Genomic DNA, 18,491 nt, shown 5'->3' with positions numbered 1-18,491 from the left:
GGAGATTGTCATGCATCCCATCCTCCTTCGTTTTTATTCAGGGAATTCTTAGAAATAAATTAAGGTTTAGGAGTTGTGAATAGAACCATGCTGCTTTATATACTAGCACCCCAAATCTTTATGACCCTACACACCTTCCCCTTACAACCTGCATGATTTAAATAGCACAAAAGCATATGTGGATGTGGATGTGTATGGAGACTTGAAGAACGGCTATGTTGAGTTCACGCTCTGGCATGAGCGACTGAGCGATTTGGTTATGTACATGAGACCAGCAAACTATCCCTGGCAGATTTCATGGAAAGTGTGGAATACAAGTGAGGCAATTTTGTTGATGCCCACAGTGTATGGAAGTACAAGTCATACATCTAACATTGTGTTGCATTTGCCAGGAGCACAAAGCACTGTGCATGCAAGATGGGAGTTTCGGGCACATTTCGGTGGTGCAAACTGGGAAGTGCCATACAAGGTTTATCTGGATACAATTACGCCTCAAAACGAAATTAAGCGAAACTGGCTCTATTTGCAGGACATAAATCCTCACACACTAATCTTCGTGCCCCAAACTCAGGTAGATGTGAGTGGCTGGGCAGTGGCACATCTGGGAATAACAAATCCCTCTGCTTATGATTCTGATCAGGATTATCTCACGGATTGGGAAGAATGTAAAATTTACTTCACAAATCCCACTAATGGAGATTCAGATGCAGATGGATTTGGTAATTGCTGCGAATGCATTGGTTTTGTTACAGACCCGTGGAGTTACACGCAGGATAGTGATGGAGATGGAATGCCGGATGAGTATGAATCGTATGCTGAAAGTATTGGAGGATGGCATAGAGTAAATATTCCCCAGAGAAGAGTTGCACTCCTAATTGTAGGAGGATATGCTGCCTACTCTAATTACCCAAGATATTGGAATGATATGGTATACATGTACGACATCCTAACTAAGGTCTATAATTACAGAAAGGAGTGGATATATGTCCTATATGCCGATGGTAACCCTCCTAACCCCCAAAATTGTGATGGCTTTCAATATGCTTTGTGGATCGATACACACAGAAACATTATATCCTCAGATGCTAAAATTTCTTCTTTTGAGGAAGTGTGTAATGCTGTTAAATGGCTCCTTACACCTGAGGATTTTCTATTTGTGTGGACAAATAATCATGGTTCAGATAAAAATGAAATTGGAAATATAGAATGGGATGAAGAGCTTGGGACGTCCTCAAAATTTTTGGTAATGTGGTGGAACTCTAGATCATATCCTGGTCTAAGAGACTGTTATCTGAAAGATAAATTTTTTGCAGAAAATATTTCTAGAATTGCACCGAAGAATACGGTTATTATAATGAAACAGTGTTATGCTGGTGGATTCATAGATGATGTTGCATATCAATTTTCTCAAAAAGATAAGAATGTAGCAATATGTACAGGTACCCATTTTAGTGAGATTGACGGAGAATGTGACTGTAAGACTCCGATAAACACACCAGATCCGGAAGAGGGGGGACAGAACTTTTTTGGCGAGTTCACATATCATATCCAGAATGCATTCAACAAAAGAACACCCTTTCTCCGTTCATTATTCTATCCCAAAAAACCCTGGGAAGATGGTGGTGTTCTCTACCACGACAAAATAGTTTCAATTGCCGACGCATTTAACTATGCTTGGAGATTTGATAGTTGGAGATACTTGGGTGGGCATCATCCTACTGAGCCAAATGTTATGGTCTTCATGCATCCCCAATATGATGATAATTTAGATGGTATCACTTGCCAGGAATGTAGTACAAACCATCCTATCCTTCTTCGGAGTTACGATGAGATAGAAGAGGAGCCAGAAACAATGAGGGGTCTCTTACCCACACAAGGAGGAGATGGAATATATGGGGCACGAATATTTCTTTAAATTTGCTTCAATTCTTCTTTTCCTAATTCTCTTATCTTTAATCCCACCACATTATCACCCGGCGATTGCCATTTCTATCCCACAGAAGGTTGTGTATCTCCCTCACTCTCCGATTCTTATCACGAGCAACCAGGAATTTATACAAGAAAATGGTGTAGTTGGTGGGAATGGAACTGTAGAAGATCCATATGTTATAGAAAACTGGGAGATAGTTACCCATAACGAAACTGCAATCACTGTCATTTCGACAAATGTGCACTTCGTTATCAGAAATTGTTTGATAAAGTCAAATAGTGGATATGGAATTTTCTTCGGTTCAATAAGAAACGGAACAGTAATGAACACAACCCTGGAGACAGAGGAGATGGGAATTTATGTTAGAAGCTCAAGCAGGTTCAGGATTAGTAATAATTCCTTTATAGGCTGTCGCGGGGGAGGAATTTACTTTGAAGGAGAAATAGGTTATTTCGATATCTCTGAGAATACTTTTGTAAATTGTGGATGTAGCTTTTCACCACAGGTATGGTTTCACGACGAATATTTCAAAAGCAATTTTGTGAATGGAAAAGAATTATATTGGGCTAGAGATAGGCGTAATTTTACCATTCATCATGATGTAGGTCAAATTATTTTGAATAATTGCACAAATTATATAATAGAAAATCAAACAATTGAAAACACGAGTGAGGGTATTGTGCTATACCGCTCTCCTGAGGGGATTGTAAGAAACAATACAATCAAAAACACGAAGTACGGGATTCGTAGTGTAGATGTGCCTTTTATCCAGCCGGGTAATGTAATAGATGGAAATATCGTAGAAAAAAGCAGTGTTGGAGTATTGTGTAGTAACTCTAACAAGAACATGATCGCAAATAATACATTCTATGATTGTGAATATGGTGTGATATTATATATTTCATCAAACTGCAGAATTTACCGCAACATTTTTGGAAAGTGTGGGTATGGATTGCTCTTTTCGGGACAGACAGATTCCCCATTCTCATCGGACAATAACATGGTCTCAGAGAACTGCTTTATTGAATCTCAAAAAGCCAATGTTTTCCTCTTTGGTGTTGCGTGTGGGAGAAATAACACATTTTTCTTAAATAGTTTTATGAAACCAGTTAGTGGAACTTATGTAGAGGTGAGCGAAGGATATAGAGGTAAAAACTGGTGGAATGGAACTGAAAGAGGGAATTTCTGGGATGATTGGAGGGAGCCAGACGATAACGAGGATGGAATTGTAGATATACCCTTTAGTGTTGGGGATACAGGGGAAATGGATTTTTATCCACTCGTGTCTCCGCCAAGTATAACTATCTTCCACATCCCGAAATCACTTGTAAATCCGTTAGTTCCCCTTTCCCTGGAAGTAAGAGTGTTAGCCAGCAAATATAACATTTCTAAAGTGATGTGCTACTACAGAGGAAATTGTGATTGGAATGAAAAAGAGTTAATTATAATATCTGGATCCTACATAGATGGAACATACATGTGCACTATTCATTTGGAAAACCTTTCCCTCCTCTCCTACTACTTTCTTGCTGTAGATGAAGGAGGCTGCATTGAGACCTCTCAAGTTTTTGAAAGTAAAATTATGTCTCGCTCCTCTTTTCCTCTAAATCTATCAGCGCTTGGAGGTGCAGATTCTCTCCTGCTGCGATGGGACCCACCAACTTATACAGGTTTTTCCACCGTGCTTTGTTACAACATCTATCGTGGACTTAGCATGGAAAACAAAACGCTCATTGCTACGGTTGATGCCAACACCACAACCTTTGTTGACACCAATGTCACACCTGGCCTTACTTACTACTACCATGTCACAGCCGTAAACGCAATTGGCGAAAGCGAGCCAAGCAATACGGTTTGTGTTACTGTGCCTCTAGCAAAACTGACTGCAAAAATTCTTGTGGCAAAGAGCAATCTTCGCTCTGGCGAGGAAATTGAGACAAGAGTGGTTGTTGCTGATGCAGAGACTGGAGAGCCGGTGGAGAACGCAACTGTTACTCTTTCCACACAATTGCCAGGTAAGTTTGAGAGCCAGGCAGGGCAAACAGATGAAAATGGAACATTTACAACAAAATTTGTTGCTGGGAATGTAAATGCCAGTGTCTTTGGGAAACTGGTTGCGAACATAAGTGCTGAGCATTACGAGAATGCAACAACAAGTATTTTGCTTGGAATTCTGCCAGGAGAAATGAAAATAAGCGTGGAGATTGATAAAACAGCGGTAAAAGTTGGTGAGAATTTTACTGTGGTTGTTAGTGTGAAGGATGAGAATGGGGATTGTGTGGAGGACGCAAGTGTGGAGATTCTGGTTGGTCAAGATGGAGCAGTTGCTGGCGAATATCAAAAGTTTACGAATGCTGAGGGAAGAGCAGTGTTTACTTTTTCTGCATTAAAAGAGGGAAATCTCGTGTTCCAGGTGGTTGCAAAAAAGGAGGGCTATGCTGAGGCAAGATCTGGAGTTGGTGTTTGGATTAAGGCAGTGCCAGAGCAAGGAATTGATTTCGGAATACCATTTGCATTGCTTCTAATTGCAATTTTAATTGTAGGGATATGGGAAGAGAGGAAAGGGAGGCAGAAAATCTCTTCTAATTAAGAGAGGGAAATAAGGGCAACACATAGACCGCACGAAAAGTGGGTAGGTGCGGGGAACCCTTTTGCTCGCTAACGCTCGCAAAAGCGTTCACGGAAAAAATGGACAGGTTCGGGGATACTGAAGGTATCCCCTTGAGGCAGGTTACCGTAAGGGTGCCAACCCTCGTGGTACCGTAGGGTGCAACCCCGTTAGGAAGTTATTTATCCCCTCAATTAATAGCATATTCAATGGACGATTACATTCGCTCTGTTGTGCCCACTGACTCCTTATTTGAGTTATCAGCTAGCAAGCCAACAAATTACAACATGCGATGTGTAATCTGCAAGGGGTCAAGGATGCTCTGCGGCAAGGCTAGCTGCCCAATTCTGATGAAATTCTATGTGAAGAGTAAAACTTTCAAGCTCCTAGATTCCAACCAGATTTATGGCTCAACGCCTCCAGGTGCTTTCATCGGAAGAATGGGCTATCCATATGTGTATGTAGGCCCGCTTGTGCCACCCATCACCGGGGACACCACAGTTTTGGATACACCAGAAATGTGGACGAACAGAACAATGGAGGAGATTGTGGATTTCAGATTCAAGCTTGTGCGTGGCAAGCATTATGTGAAAGTGACGGACATTGAGAAAAACAAGATTGTTTTGTTAACAAGAGAACTTGCACTGGCAGATGCACCAACTGGAATTGAAGCAAAATTCACTAAAAAGCCAGGTGGAGACATTGTTCTGGATGACGATGTGCAACCGTTTGGACCCAGTGCCCCGCTCGAGAAAATTGATGTGGAGAACTACAAGATAGACAGGAGAATTGAAAAGGCCTACTATGATACAGACATGAAAGCAAAGGATGCAGTGCTTGAAACCTACAGGGCTGGTGTGCTTGTTTCTAAAATCCAGAGGGCTTTCAGTGTTGGTGCCTTTGGACAGGGAAAACTCAGGAAATTTGTGCCGACACGCTGGAGCATCACTGCTGTGGATTCAATTCTCGGACTTGAACTTCTGAAGAAAACAAAAACATTCCCTCAAATCGGGGAATATCTCATTTTCGAACACAAGCAACTGGATAACATCTGGGAAATCCTGATGACCCCCACAGAGTGGTGCTATGAACTGATAGAGGCCTGGTATCCAAAGACCGTGTGGAATCCCACTGGTAACACAATTGCAATCTTCTCAAGTGCTGAATTTTTTGAAGGCAGGAAGGAGTACGCAGAGATTGGTGGCTGCTACTATGCTGCACGACTTGCCGTGAATGAAAAACTACATGAGATGCAGAGACAGGCAGGTGTTGTAATCATGCGAGAGGCTCATCCTGGCTACATAATGCCAGTTGGTGTTTGGAATGTGCGAGAGGCCGTGAGAGCTGCACTTAAAAATCCGCCAAAGAAATTCAACACACTGCAGGAGGCATTGGATTATGCTGGTTCCAAACTTGCCATCCCAATGAAAAGATGGATAAAGGAGAGTGCTGTACTCAAATATCTGTTGCTCCAGAAAAGATTGGATGAGTATGTGAGGGAAGAGAAAGAATAGTGGGAAGGAATATATATTCGCCCACTCTAACTTACTGTAGGTGATGTGATGTCGGAGACCAAGACGAAAATTTGTGTGAGCAACACAGGAGAATACTACCCCGCACCTTATTCTGACGAGAAGGAATTTGAGAAAGATGTGTTGGCAAATGCAAAACATATTTTTGGAGAGGAAGTTTGGGTGATTGAGAAAGCAAAAATGAAAACTTTCCTTGATAGAAAAGCAATTCCAGATGGTTTTTTGTTTTTTCTCCACAAAAAGTCCTGGGCAATTCTGGAAATAGAGCTAGCACATCATGACCTTTATGACCACATAATTAAACAAATCAATAAGTTTGAGGATGCTATAAAAAATTCCCAAACAATTGAAGCCATCAGAGAGCATTGTTATGAGGAAATAATGGAAAAATCAAAGTTTGTGGATGTAAAGCTAGATTTCTTGGGCAGACAAGATCTCCACAAACTCATTTCTGATATTGTAAAAAATAAACCGACCATTATTGTAGTGATTGATGAAAACACAGAAGATATAAGGAAGACACTTGAGGAGAGGGTTGATGTATTGCTGGAATTTAAAAAATATCTTAATGAGCAGAAGGACGCAATTTTCGTTTTTGACACAATTAGAGAAGATGTAACTAAAGGGGCAGTGAAGAAAATAGAAGAGAGGGAGAGAGGTAAGGGAGGCGACGGAAAAAGGAGCAAATATACTCCTTTCTGGGAGGAAAAAATGTCTGAAATTCTTGGACTTATAGACGAAGCCTACCAGAAAGGGGAATCACATGAGATTGATGTGTCAGAGCTTTTGAAATTCGGTGAGAGACAACGCAAGGACTGGGTGGGTAGTGCTCGCTTTCAAAAGGGATTGATTGGAATTTCCTACCGAGCCAATCTCAAATCCCATCTGAAGGCTCTCGTGGACATTCTTATTCATAAAGTACCTGAGCAATATGAAGGAATCCGTTGGAAGGTCAGCATCTCATGGAGAAACTGGAAACTTCTCCTCAAAATCGAAAAAGTTAGACCATAACTTTTCTAATGAAGCCGCAGAAACTCTTAATACCTACCTAAACTATTATACTTTGATGATAGTTTCAATTGACCTTGGGAAGTTGATTGCACCATTGATCAGCACCAGACAGGCAGCCAAAATAGTTGAGGAAAAAGCGATTGAGAGTGGAAGTTCAGAGATACTCATTGACTTCAAAAATGTGGATTTTATTTCAAGGTCATTCGCATGCGCCCTTCTGAAAATGAAAAAAAATCTAGAAATGAGAAAATTCACTATTAAGTTTCTCAACATGAATAATGATGTGGAACAGATGATTAGAATAGCTGAAGAACATATAGCAAATCCGCCGAAGAAAGAAAGCGTTTCTATAATTAAAGATGATATGATACTGAAATCGGTAAAATCGTGATTGAATGAAGGAAGTTATTGTTTATGGCTCCTTCTCAGACGACCTTCTGGAGCATCTGCGGAGTTTCGTCTCTGCTTTTTCGGGTGTTTCTTCCTCTTCTCAAGTGAAATTCAATTTACAGAATTGCAGTTGGATACAACCACTCCTTTTAGTTCCACTTGCTGCTCATATTTCTAAGACGGGGAGTGAATGGACGGAGCCGTTTGACGAGAAAGTTAGGGGTTATCTTTCTTCTATTGGATTCCCAAACGGCACACAGCGTATTCAGGAGAGAAAATCCTATTTTCCACTTACTGCCATAGATACTAACATAGAGTTGGTGGAGTTCGAGAATAAACAAAAATTATTTCTGGATTTGATTTGTAAAAAAGTGCCTGAACGTTATAAAAACGCAATAAGATTTTCATTTTCAGAACTAACTACAAATGTATTGGAACACAGCCACTCCGGCAGAGAATATCTATTTGCACAGGAATACCAAAAGAAAGGTTTCATGGACATTTGCATTCTTGATACTGGAAGAGGATTTGCGAGATGCTACAAAGAGGAAAGGAGTTGGGAGCTTTCTGATGAGGAAGCAATTGAAAAAGCAGTAGAAGGTTACTCTTCAAAGCATCTGGAGGGAGAAAGAGGTTATGGTCTTAGGAAGTCCATAGAAATAGTCAGGGATGGACTTGACGGTGAGTTTATCCTTGTAACTGGAAGCGCAATCCTCTATGTCCACCAGAATAAGAAGACATTGATCAACGCACCTAAATTTTACTGGCAAGGCGTAATAGCCCTTTTTAGAATCCCTACTATCGAAAGAGTGCCCTTCAATCTCTATGATTTCCTCAGATAATTGTGTTTCACACGCTGTTTGTGTCTATTGCAACTTCCCCACAAAACCTATATCTTCTCCCACAATTCACTTCCCGATGCCTAAACTCACGCCAATCATGGAGCAGTATTTCCGAATAAAAAGCCAGTATAAAGATGCTATTCTTTTTTACCGCATTGGCGATTTCTATGAAACATTTGATGAGGACGCAAAGATTGTTTCAAAAGAACTGGAAATTGTGCTTACCTCCAGACAGAAAGATGAGGATGGAAACAGAATTCCGCTCGCAGGTGTGCCCTACCATGCAGTGGAGCAATACCTGGCAAAACTTGTGAAGAAGGGTTACACAGTGGCCATCTGCGAACAGGTAGAAGACCCGAAGTTGGCAAAGGGGATTGTTAAGCGTGAGGTTGTTCGTGTAGTCACACCGGGCACTGCAATGGAAAACACAATTCTGGATGCGAGGGCAAACAACTACATCTGCAGCATTTACATGAAGGAACAACATGCAGCAATGGCTTTCGCTGACCTCTCTACTGCAGAATTCTTCCTTCTCCAGTTTGAGGAAAAAACAGATTATCAGAACACTCGAAACGAACTTTTGCGCTACCTTCCTGCAGAATGCATTTTGCCAGATTTCATGCTTGAACTGGAAAAACTTGCCAGCGAGCTAAAATTAAACGCAGTTTGCAAACGCAGACATTTCCCAGAAAAAGAGACAGCAATAACCCTTGTTAAAAACCAATTTGGTGATGCAATACCAGAAAAGAATCTCGGCGAGGCAAGTGTTTGTGCTGCAGGGGCATTGCTAGAGTATCTTGCAGAAACACAGAAGACCACCAGATTACCGTTCAGTGAATTACGGCTGATAAACCGTCAGAAAACAATGATTCTGGATTCCACAACCCTCAGAAATCTGGAGTTAGTGAGAAACATAAGGGACGGAAGTCCAAAAGGAACACTGTTTGAAACTCTGGATGCAACGGTTACTCCACTTGGCTCTCGTCTGCTTAAAAAATTCCTGCTTGCACCGTTGGTAGACCTGAATGAAATCAATGCACGACTGGATGCTGTGGAATTCTTTGTGAAAAATTCCTTTGTGAGGTACGAGTTGCGAGAACTTCTGAAGGAGATTCAAGACCTGGAGAGAATTACAACTAGGATTTCCTGCAATAGATGCAACCCCAGAGACCTAATAGGACTCAAAAACACGCTAAAGGTGATTCCAAAAATTCGTGGACTGATAGAAAAAGAAAAACTGCCAGAACTGGTTGCACAGTTGCTGGAGGACCTTCAACCACTGGGGGAGATTGTGGAACTGATTGAGAAAGGAATTGTAGAGGACCCACCAGTTCTTGTTAAAGACGGTGGGATTATAAAAAACGGGTTCTCAAAAGATGTTGATGAATTACGGGATGCGTTAAGTCACAGCAAAAACTGGATTGCAGAACTGGAGGCAAAAGAGAGGGAGCGCACTGGGATAAAAAATCTTCGGATTGGGTATAACTCCGTGTTTGGTTACTATATTGAAGTCACAAAGTCATATCTCTCAAAGGTTCCAGCCGATTACATAAGAAAGCAAACCCTGGCAAATGCCGAGCGATACATCACCCAGGAATTGAAGGAAAAGGAGAGTTTGATTCTGAATGCGGATGAGAAGCTGAAGGCATTAGAGTATCAGTTATTTGAAGAGATACGGACAAAAATTGCAACACACACGCAAACCCTGCTTAAAATTGCAGGCTCCATTGCAATGCTGGATGTCTTTTCAGGGCTTGCTGAAGTTGCCGTCTCCTCTAATTACACACGCCCAAAATGGAATACGAACAAAGAAATTTACATGAAGGACTTGAGGCATGCTGTGGTGGAACGCACATTGCCAGATTTTATACCCAACGATGTGAACATTGATGAAAAGGCAAGAACAATCATAATTACAGGCCCAAACATGGCTGGTAAATCCACATACATGCGACAGATTGCAATTGCAATGCTCATGGCCCAGATTGGTTCATTTGTGCCTGCAAGCTATGCAAACCTCTCAATTGTGGATAGAATTTTTACCAGGGTGGGTGCCTATGACGACCTGGCAATGGGGCAGAGCACCTTCATGGTTGAGATGCTGGAAGTTGCAAACATTCTGAAAAATGCAACCTCTGATTCACTTATAATTCTTGATGAAATTGGAAGGGGCACAAGCACATTTGATGGAATGAGCTTGGCATGGGCTGTGCTGGAATACATTCACACAAAAATCAAGGCGAGAACCTTGTTTGCAACGCATTATCACCAGTTAACGGAAATTGCAGACCTATATCAAGGTATCCAGAATGTTCATATTGCAGTGAAGGAAGCAAATGGTGATGTGGTATTCCTTCGAAAAGTTATTCCTGGTGCAACGGACAAAAGTTATGGCATCTATGTTGCTAAAATTGCTGGTGTGCCTGAAGGCGTGGTGAACAAGGCAAGGGAGATTCTCAAGAAAATGGAGGAGGTGGAACTGAGTGTGCAGAACCCTGAGAAGGCAAGGAAACGACAGCCAAGATATACACAAATGCTGCTCATAGACACACCCGCTCCAAAGCATCCAGTTATGCTGGAACTGGAAAAAACAGACCCAAACACTATCACTCCATTAGATGCTCTTAATCTTCTGGTAAAACTCAAAAAAATGTTGGAAAGTTAAGCAAAAAAGTTTTAAATTACCACTTAAACCCGTTCTTTCTCTCATAGAACACCAGAAACACGCAACAGCAAAAGAGCACTGGGCCGAGGATACAGAAAAAGAGATAAGAAAAAATAAGAATTATCTGTGTGATATTTCCAAGATAACAGAATAGGAGGGCTGCGGTGAATGTGGTAAATATGAAAATTACAAAATCTGCATGGGAAAAATGGGCACTAGTTAATTTTACAAATCTAACCTCATTCTCACTGATTGTAAGAGCCAGCAATAGTATAACGAAGGCATAAACCCCCAGAACAGAAATGTAAGGCACGAGAGAGTTTGGAATTCGCTCTGGCAAAAGGAATAAGAAAGAAACAGCATAAAGGGAAATGATGTAAAGGGACAACAGGTAAAACCATTTCCTAGGAAACAGAAACGCACGCACATCCTTCCCCCTTGCAAGTAAATAAAACACCACTACAACCAGAATGGTACCTAGAAACGAAAGTGCAACCCAATTTGGGTTCAGACCATTGCCATTTGCCACAAATGCACCCATTAACACGGAAAATCCTGTGAGAATAATAGTCCTTCTTCGTGTTTTTTGCATGACCATCTCATGTTCCCAAATTACCAAACCAGTCAAACTCTCAAATACAATCACAGGGACAAGGAAAGACATTACAGGGTGCCAGAAAAAAACCAGGATAAGGGTTTCTGGCATTGCAAGTCCTGCAAAGGTTCCAAACCCAGGCCCGGTTTGATCAAAATATCCACACCAGAGCACCTTCGTTACCCAGGATTCATAGAGTGAAAAGAGAACGCCAAAAAGGTAAAGATGACAGACCTTGAATTTTTTCCAAACTAATGCCAGATAAAGAAAGATGCACACGTGGGTTGTGTAAAGCGGAAAGGTGAACAGCCAGCCAAGCGGATCTAAAAACCAAGCTCTAGATGCACCCGAATAAATTTCAGCGAATAGCATTGAAAGGGAACCGATGAACAGAAATGGGAACAATCTTCGCATGCAAGGTGGAGGAGGTTATGTTATTTATTTCTATCATTCTCAGATGTTCTGCATCTCTGGCAACTCCACCGAAACTATAATATAAAAGTTTTCTTCTTTCAGTAATGCCGCTCCCGTAGTGTAGTGGTCAATCATTTCGGCCTTTCGAGGAACCCTTTTCAGGGTGCTTCGCACCCCGAAAAGCGTTCACGGAAAAAGTGGGCAGGTTCGGGGATACCGAAGGTATCCCCTTAATGCGGGTACCGTAGGGTGCCAACCTCGTGGCACAGGTACCGTAGGGCGTAGCCCCGCCCGAAAAGCGTTCACGGAAAAGGGGGTTACCGTAAGGGGGTGAAACCCACTCGCCCGAAAAGGTTTCATCCAAAAAATGGTAAGACCCAAAATGGGCGGGTTCGGGGAACCCTTTTGCTCGCTAACGCTCGCAAAAGCGTTCACGGAAAAAAATGGCAAAAGGGTAAGTTCGGGGATGCTGAAAGCATCCCCTTGACGCGGGTTAGCGTAAGGGTGCCAACCCTCGGGGGTTACCGTAAGGGGCGCAGCCCCTCGTGGTACCGTAGGGTGCAACCCCGTCCGTAAGGGGGCGAAACCCCATCGTTCCATAGAAAGCCGGAGACGCGGGTTCAAATCCCGCCGGGAGCACCAAATCTTTTTAATATCACTTATGAGATTTCCAATACATGGGGAACTTGATTCTCACTTACATAGCTTATGGTACGATCTATCTAACGATTTCTGTGATTCTGGCAATTGTAATTCATAGGGGATACTTGGCAAATCCAAAGCGACGAGAGAACAAATATTTCCTGCTGCTCTGCATGGGTGGACTCATTTGGTGTTTGGGAGAGGCGGGATACTGGTATTCTGAAAAAATGGAGATGGTGCTTGCCTTTTATCACTTCAAGTACATCGGCATGATTCTTACTGGCCCATCCTTCTTTTTGCTTGCGAATGCAGTTCCAATCTGGCGAAATATATTAAACAAAAAGTGGGTGATATATTTCTGTGCTGGTTTTGTTCTCGTTTTTCAGATCATTTCTCAAACAAATCCGATAACCCACTGGTATTTTTCTGATTATTTCGAAGTACAAGGCTTACCTGGTAAATATGATTCATACTGGACCCCTCTTGGTTGGCTTTACTGTGCGATTGCCTACTCATTCCTTATTATTGGATTTATTTCACTTTTAGTTTCGATAAAACAGGCAAGGACAAAGATAGAAAAGGACCAAGCAAAGATTCTGCACGTGGCGGTGATAATTCCATTCGTTGGTAACATTGTTGTGCTTCTTACAGGTATGCTCCCCAGCCCCTCCTCTCTCTCTGTGGGAATCAGCGCGATCCTGTTTGGTTATGCAATAACAAAATACAAGTTAATGGTACTCACACCCACACTTGAAACAAAAGATGGTGTTAAAGAACTACCTGTAAAAATAGAGAGAGGGTACAACTATATAATTGTAGATGACTATAATTTTTCCGGTTACAGTGTCTTACGATTTCTTTCAACAGAAAAACCAGGATTGTGTGTGACTGGTAAGGCGCCAGCATCTGTCCGTGCCAATTTTAGAATCGAAAAACTACCTGTAATATGGGTTACAGAAGTTGAAACTAAAGAGGAACAGGCAATGAACCCCGCACGATTGGATTTTGAGATAACACAAAGTATAATCAACTTCATGCGGGAAAATCCTGGCTCGACAGTGTTCATAGATGACATAGAATATCTCTCTGTTAAATGTGGCTTTGAGCCCGTATCCCATTTTCTGAAAGATGTTGCAGATGTTGCTGCCACAACTTCCTCTACGCTTTTGGTGCAAATGCGTCCCTCCTTTTTTGACGAAGAAAAGCAAAAAATGCTCACCTCCATGTTTGATAAGGTACTAGAACCTCCAAAAATGGATTGGAAAAACGAGTTGATGATCACTCACTTATATTATAGAAAAGATAACACACTTGAGCAGATCGCAAAATCAATTCCTGTAGGAGAAAAAACACTTGTCATTACTAGAACACATCCGAAAAAGCTTGAAAAATTTTTTGATAATGCCGATTATTACTGGATTACTGATCTTGATATCACAGATGTAAAAACGATTCGCCCTGACGCAATAGATACTGACTTCATTCTCACAATCAAGAATGCCATCACTGGCGGTACCAAGTACATCGTGATTGACGGTTGTGATGTTGTCAAGATAAAGGTGAGCGTTGAGAAATACATTGGTTTCGTGAAAGACATTACAGATTTGGCACATAAATACAAGATAAAGCTGTACTGTGTAGTTGAAGTGAGTGATGTAAAAGAGAATGTAGTTATCTGCAACAGGTTTGATGTAGTAGTGCGTTAAAACTTGTGGCAGTTTGGGTTCAATTGGGCAAGACCTTCACACCCTCTGTAGAACTTTTCCGAAACCAATAATAACAATGAAGAGATATAGGGGCGATGCATATCAAGACAACCTGGTTTGGAATTTTTGTGCTGGCTGACGGAAAGGTGGTAAAATACAAACTGTTTCCGAAAAACCCTGAAAAGATTGCGCAAAAACTTTTGGAAATTAGCAACGGAAGATTACTACCCGAGGAGAGGATTTTCGCATCTGAATTTGAAAACCTGACAACATCTGACATGCGAATCGCCCGTTTGGGTATTTCCTACCAGCCAGACACCATAGAAATCTCGCCTGAAAAATACGGTTACGAAAAGGAACTTCTCCGAATCGCCACCATTGAAATGGCTAAAATAAAAATGAGACATACTGAAAAGGATGTCCAGATTATTCAGAGGGTTAGAACGCTGGAAATGCTGATTCGTGTTGAAAACATGGTTTTTGACCTGTTCTGTGACTGGTATGCCCACCATTTTCCAGAACTGGAGGGGCTTGTGAACAGAGAGAAGATGGCGCAACTCGTTGCTGAGCATGGACATAGACGCAAAATTGTAGAAAGCATAGGACTAGAGATTGAATCCGCAGGTGGAGAATTAGAAGAGAGAGACCTACGTGATATTCAGAAACTAGCTGAACTCGTCGTTGAAATCCAGAAAACGAAGGAAACACTTTCAAAGAACCTAGAAAAAGCAATGGAAGAACATGCACCTGAACTATCAAAGACTGCGGGACACATGGTTGGTGCTAAATTAATAGAGAAAACTGGAAGTTTGAAAAAACTAGCGATGCTCCCCTCGAGCACAATTCAAATTCTTGGTGCTGAGAAAGCTTTCTTCAGATACCTCAGAAAACGGGGAAAGATGCCTAAGCACGGGCTGATATACCAGCATCCTTCTATAAAGCAATGTGCGAGGTCTGAACGTGGAAAATGTGCCAGGACACTGGCAGCTAAAATCGCAATTGCGGCAAGAAAAGATGCATTTAGAAAGCAGGAAGAACGAAAGGAGTGCAGCCCTGATGAAATGGAGTAGGAACTCTTCAGAGAGAAGGAGTTTTCTTTCCTTCGTACTCTCCCTTTTAGTGGGCATAATTATCCTTAGATATGCCCTTGCTGAAAGCACTGGCTTTACCGCAATTCTTCTCCTTTTTCTCTCGGTCGCAATCATCCTCATCAGCATTCTGTATTTCTTCTTTCCCAATCTTAGTAGAACGGGAGTAAAGTACGAGTGCAATAAGTGTGGAAAATTGACGACTGAAACCTTCCATGGGATGTGTGAGAATTGCTACAGGACATACTATGCAGATGCAAACAGGTTTGTTAAAAAGGTGTGAAAGATGCATACCTTCATAGAAGAGAATGAAAAAGGGGTTTTGCTTCGCGTTCATGTGGTCCCCAACTCAGATGCGAACAGAATTGCCGGCTATGACCATTGGAGAAAAGCACTTAAAGTCCATGTGACTGCACCTGCTACAGAAAATCGTGCAAATTCTTGTCTTGTGGAGTTTCTGGCAGAATTTTTTGATGTGGCTGAACGAAATATAGAGCTTGTGTCTGGGCATCATTCAAGGGAAAAGATTGTAAGTATATTGGGAATTACCAAAAAATCTGTAGAGGAGCGTATCAAGAATGCTGGAAACAAAAAAGCTTGAGTTACTGACAAGATACATTGAGGAATTAATTGAGGAAAATCTTACCCAACCCATAATTGTAGAAGGCGAGACCGATAAAAATGCTCTCAGAGAACTCGGGCTCATTGGTGAAATTCTTGTACTGAATGCGGGCATCCCACTCCTTGCATTTGTCGAAGTTACTGCAAAAACGCATAAGAGTGTAATTCTTCTTCTGGATTGGGACAGAAAAGGGTTCAGCCTCACGATTCAACTATCAAAACTTTTTGTGGCCAATGATGTAAGCGTGAATCTGACATACTGGAAGAGATTCAAGGATATAGTGTCAAAGGATGTGAAGGATGTGGAGAGCTTGCCGACTGTAATTAAAAGGATTACAGAAAAGACGATAAAGAACTGTATTTAATTTTTTACAGACACCTGGCACATTTACATCACGAGCTCTCTTGCTCCTTGTCATGCCTCCTTGGTTTTCGTAGGAGGTGATCCATCTGCAGGTTCCCCTACAGATACCTTGTTACGACTTAACCCCTCTCGCTGAGCTCAAGTTCGAGCGTACCAAAATGACACACCCTCACTTGAACCCAACTCGATTGGTTTGACGGGCGGTGTGTGCAAGGAGCAGGGGCATATTCACCGCGGGATGTTGACCCGCGATTACTACGGAATCCATCTTCATGAGGGCGAATTACAGCCCTCAATCCGAACTACGATCGGGTTTCTGGATTGCCTCCCCCTCTCGGGTTTGAATCCCATTGTCCCGACCTTTGTAGCGCGCGTGTTGCCCAGGGGATTCGGGGCATACTGACCTACCGTAGACCTCACCTTCCTCTGGCTTAGCGCCAGCGGTCCCCTTAATGTGCTCCCTTCCCGGAAGAAGGGGTGGCAATTAAGGGCGAGGGTCTCGTTCGTTATCTGACTTAACAGAACGCCCTACGGTACGAACTGACGACGGCCATGCACCACCTCTCGGACAATCAGGTAAGGTCGTCAGCCTGACCTTCATACGTCCGTCGCCCCTGGTGAGTTTTTCGGCGTTGAATCCAATTAAACCGTACGCTACTCCCGTTGCGGTGCTCCCCCGCCAATTCCTTTAAGTTTCGGCCTTGCGGCTGTACTCCCCAAGCGGCGGACTTAACAACTTCTCTCCGGCACTGGGTATCCTCGTGGGACACCCAACACCAAGTCCGCAGCGTTTACACCCTGGACTACCGGGGTTTTTAGGAACCCAGCCTTTTTGCTGGTTTCTTTCCATGAACGCTTTCTTTGCCAGCACAAAGAAAGGGTTCTATCTAATCCCGTTTGCGCCCCAGGGCTTCGTCCCTCACCGTCGGATTCGTTCTAGCGGAACGCCTTCGCCACCGGTGGTCCCCCCAGGATTACAGGATTTTACCCCTACCCCAGGAGTTCCTTCCGCCTCTCCCGATCCCAAGCCTGGCAGTCTCCACGGACTTCGGACAGTTAAGCTGCCCGATTTACCCATGGATTTACCAGACCGGCTACGGACTCTTTAGGCTCAATAATAACGAGCACCACTCGGGCCGCGGGTATTACCGCGGCGGCTTGTGCCGAACAAGTTCGGCAACTCTCAAAGTTCACCGAACTTTTCGATGGCACCCGTCTTACCCGGCCCTTACTCCTCCTGCTTTTTAGGCAGGAGAACAGCCAACGCAAAGCGTTGGCACTCGGAGTTGCCTCATCGCTGTTGCCAGCATTGTGAAAGTTTCGCGCCTGCTGCACCCCGTAGGACCTGGATTCGTGTCTCAGAATCCATCTCCGGGCTCCTTCTCTCAAAGCCCGTACCCGTCGAAGGCTAGTGGGTCCGTTACACCCACTACAACCTGATAGGCCGCAGACTCATCCTGTGGCGCCGGAGCTTTCGTGATTCAAGCATTCCAGCATAGAATCACTATGGGGTATTATCCTCAGTTTCCCGAGGTTATCCCCCACCACAGGGTAGATTATCCGCGTGTTACTGAGCCGTGCGCCGGGTCTCCTCTTGCGAGGTGCCCTCGACTCGCATGGCTTAGTCCAACTCCGATAGCGGTGCCCGACGGCAGGATCAACCGGAGTTACCGGCGTTCTGCACGTTAATATTGAGCATTTGCTGGGGACATAACAAGGAATGGCGACAGAGAGCCCATGTCCCTGCTGTACCAGATGCCTGTGTCAGATCTAAGAGTGCCAGAGCATACCCTCTGGGGTTCTTAAATCTCCATTTAATCACCGACTGGTTTGCAGTCGGCCTCACAAGTGAGTGTTGCAGTTACTGAAGCATGGTGTTCATACTATCACACCATTCGCCGTTTTAACTGCAATTATATTCTTATACGCAGGTTGTATTTAAATCTTACTTCTTGTCCATGACTTCGGAAAGTTCATAGAAAGTTTGAATAGAAAAAAATCCATCCCCGCTCTAAAATCAACCAGAGGGGATGGAATGTCAACACAACAAGTCCATATATCGTCCGAACTAAAAAAATATATC

The 18,491-nt window shown here is 42.9% G+C and carries 13 protein-coding genes, 1 tRNA gene and 1 rRNA gene; 13 read left to right on the top strand and 2 right to left on the bottom strand.

The genetic code is table 11. The annotated features are described in order from the left end of the window. Positions 1-184 precede the first annotated feature (184 nt). The 7 genes from QXD64_08110 (at position 185) to mutS (ending at position 10,978) form a co-directional block, all read left to right on the top strand. On the top strand, positions 185-1,915 hold the full coding sequence (locus QXD64_08110; GenBank protein MEM3397271.1) for a hypothetical protein: 1,731 nt from the start codon (positions 185-187) through the stop codon (positions 1,913-1,915). Then, positions 1,893-4,520 (top strand): NosD domain-containing protein, encoded by a 2,628-nt coding sequence (locus QXD64_08105; GenBank protein MEM3397270.1) that lies wholly within the window; start codon positions 1,893-1,895, stop codon positions 4,518-4,520. Before QXD64_08110 ends, QXD64_08105 begins: the two co-directional genes overlap by 23 nt. A 227-nt stretch (positions 4,521-4,747) precedes the next feature. Further along, positions 4,748-6,052 carry an Nre family DNA repair protein gene (locus QXD64_08100; protein MEM3397269.1) on the top strand — a complete coding sequence of 435 codons (1,305 nt, stop codon included), beginning with the start codon at positions 4,748-4,750 and terminating at the stop codon, positions 6,050-6,052. A 48-nt stretch (positions 6,053-6,100) separates the two neighbouring features. Beyond that, the gene (locus QXD64_08095; protein MEM3397268.1) at positions 6,101-7,081 is read left to right on the top strand and encodes a hypothetical protein; all 981 of its coding nucleotides are present in this window, start codon (positions 6,101-6,103) and stop codon (positions 7,079-7,081) included. Beyond that, on the top strand, positions 7,002-7,472 hold the full coding sequence (locus QXD64_08090; GenBank protein ID MEM3397267.1) for a hypothetical protein: 471 nt from the start codon (positions 7,002-7,004) through the stop codon (positions 7,470-7,472). Before QXD64_08095 ends, QXD64_08090 begins: the two co-directional genes overlap by 80 nt. 4 nt (positions 7,473-7,476) lie before the next feature. Further along, positions 7,477-8,313 carry a hypothetical protein gene (locus QXD64_08085; protein ID MEM3397266.1) on the top strand — a complete coding sequence of 279 codons (837 nt, stop codon included), beginning with the start codon at positions 7,477-7,479 and terminating at the stop codon, positions 8,311-8,313. Positions 8,314-8,389: 76 nt separating this feature from the next. Next, positions 8,390-10,978 carry a DNA mismatch repair protein MutS gene (mutS, locus tag QXD64_08080; protein ID MEM3397265.1) on the top strand — a complete coding sequence of 863 codons (2,589 nt, stop codon included), beginning with the start codon at positions 8,390-8,392 and terminating at the stop codon, positions 10,976-10,978. A 16-nt stretch (positions 10,979-10,994) separates the two neighbouring features. Here the strand turns inward: mutS and QXD64_08075 are convergent, their stop codons facing one another. Continuing rightward, positions 10,995-11,987, bottom strand: a complete 993-nt coding sequence (locus QXD64_08075) for a hypothetical protein (protein ID MEM3397264.1) — start codon at positions 11,985-11,987, stop codon at positions 10,995-10,997. A 109-nt stretch (positions 11,988-12,096) separates the two neighbouring features. On the opposite strand from QXD64_08075, the gene QXD64_08070 reads away from it, so the two are divergent. The 6 genes from QXD64_08070 to QXD64_08045 all read left to right on the top strand — a co-directional run bounded on the left by QXD64_08070 (position 12,097) and on the right by QXD64_08045 (position 16,409). Next, positions 12,097-12,629, top strand: a tRNA-Glu gene (locus QXD64_08070). Positions 12,630-12,664: 35 nt separating this feature from the next. Further along, a complete protein-coding gene (locus QXD64_08065; GenBank protein MEM3397263.1) occupies positions 12,665-14,335 on the top strand; it encodes a DUF835 domain-containing protein in 1,671 nt (556 codons plus the stop codon). A 95-nt stretch (positions 14,336-14,430) separates the two neighbouring features. Next, entirely contained in the window at positions 14,431-15,405 is a 975-nt protein-coding gene (locus tag QXD64_08060; GenBank protein MEM3397262.1) for a hypothetical protein, read from the top strand. After that, positions 15,392-15,706, top strand: coding sequence for a DUF2614 family zinc ribbon-containing protein (locus QXD64_08055; protein ID MEM3397261.1), 315 nt, complete (start codon positions 15,392-15,394; stop codon positions 15,704-15,706). Before QXD64_08060 ends, QXD64_08055 begins: the two co-directional genes overlap by 14 nt. A 3-nt stretch (positions 15,707-15,709) precedes the next feature. Continuing rightward, on the top strand, positions 15,710-16,024 hold the full coding sequence (locus tag QXD64_08050; GenBank protein MEM3397260.1) for a DUF167 domain-containing protein: 315 nt from the start codon (positions 15,710-15,712) through the stop codon (positions 16,022-16,024). Continuing rightward, positions 16,002-16,409, top strand: coding sequence for a hypothetical protein (locus tag QXD64_08045; protein MEM3397259.1), 408 nt, complete (start codon positions 16,002-16,004; stop codon positions 16,407-16,409). Before QXD64_08050 ends, QXD64_08045 begins: the two co-directional genes overlap by 23 nt. Positions 16,410-16,480: 71 nt before the next feature. On the opposite strand, the gene QXD64_08040 is transcribed toward QXD64_08045, so the two are convergent. Further along, a 16S ribosomal RNA gene (locus tag QXD64_08040) occupies positions 16,481-18,076 on the bottom strand. Positions 18,077-18,491 lie beyond the last annotated feature (415 nt).

This window comes from Thermoplasmata archaeon (assembly GCA_038874435.1).
In the GTDB taxonomy this organism is placed as follows: Archaea; Thermoplasmatota; Thermoplasmata; order Lutacidiplasmatales; family SKW197; genus SKW197.
The sequence above is the reverse complement of the archived record's forward strand: the minus strand, read 5'-3'. Positions and strand labels throughout refer to the sequence as shown.

What these genes read in the sequence shown, in the direction of transcription:
- QXD64_08105 (MEM3397270.1), top strand. Translation starts at nt 1,893, where the DNA reads ATGGGGCACGAATATTTCTTTAAATTTGCTTCAATTCTTCTTTTCCTA.
- QXD64_08100 (MEM3397269.1), top strand. Translation starts at nt 4,748, where the DNA reads ATGGACGATTACATTCGCTCTGTTGTGCCCACTGACTCCTTATTTGAG.
- QXD64_08095 (MEM3397268.1), top strand. Translation starts at nt 6,101, where the DNA reads ATGTCGGAGACCAAGACGAAAATTTGTGTGAGCAACACAGGAGAATAC.
- QXD64_08090 (MEM3397267.1), top strand. Translation starts at nt 7,002, where the DNA reads ATGAAGGAATCCGTTGGAAGGTCAGCATCTCATGGAGAAACTGGAAAC.
- QXD64_08085 (MEM3397266.1), top strand. Translation starts at nt 7,477, where the DNA reads ATGAAGGAAGTTATTGTTTATGGCTCCTTCTCAGACGACCTTCTGGAG.
- mutS (MEM3397265.1), top strand. Translation starts at nt 8,390, where the DNA reads ATGCCTAAACTCACGCCAATCATGGAGCAGTATTTCCGAATAAAAAGC.
- QXD64_08075 (MEM3397264.1), bottom strand. Translation starts at nt 11,987, where the DNA reads ATGCGAAGATTGTTCCCATTTCTGTTCATCGGTTCCCTTTCAATGCTA.
- QXD64_08065 (MEM3397263.1), top strand. Translation starts at nt 12,665, where the DNA reads ATGGGGAACTTGATTCTCACTTACATAGCTTATGGTACGATCTATCTA.
- QXD64_08060 (MEM3397262.1), top strand. Translation starts at nt 14,431, where the DNA reads ATGCATATCAAGACAACCTGGTTTGGAATTTTTGTGCTGGCTGACGGA.
- QXD64_08055 (MEM3397261.1), top strand. Translation starts at nt 15,392, where the DNA reads ATGAAATGGAGTAGGAACTCTTCAGAGAGAAGGAGTTTTCTTTCCTTC.
- QXD64_08050 (MEM3397260.1), top strand. Translation starts at nt 15,710, where the DNA reads ATGCATACCTTCATAGAAGAGAATGAAAAAGGGGTTTTGCTTCGCGTT.
- QXD64_08045 (MEM3397259.1), top strand. Translation starts at nt 16,002, where the DNA reads ATGCTGGAAACAAAAAAGCTTGAGTTACTGACAAGATACATTGAGGAA.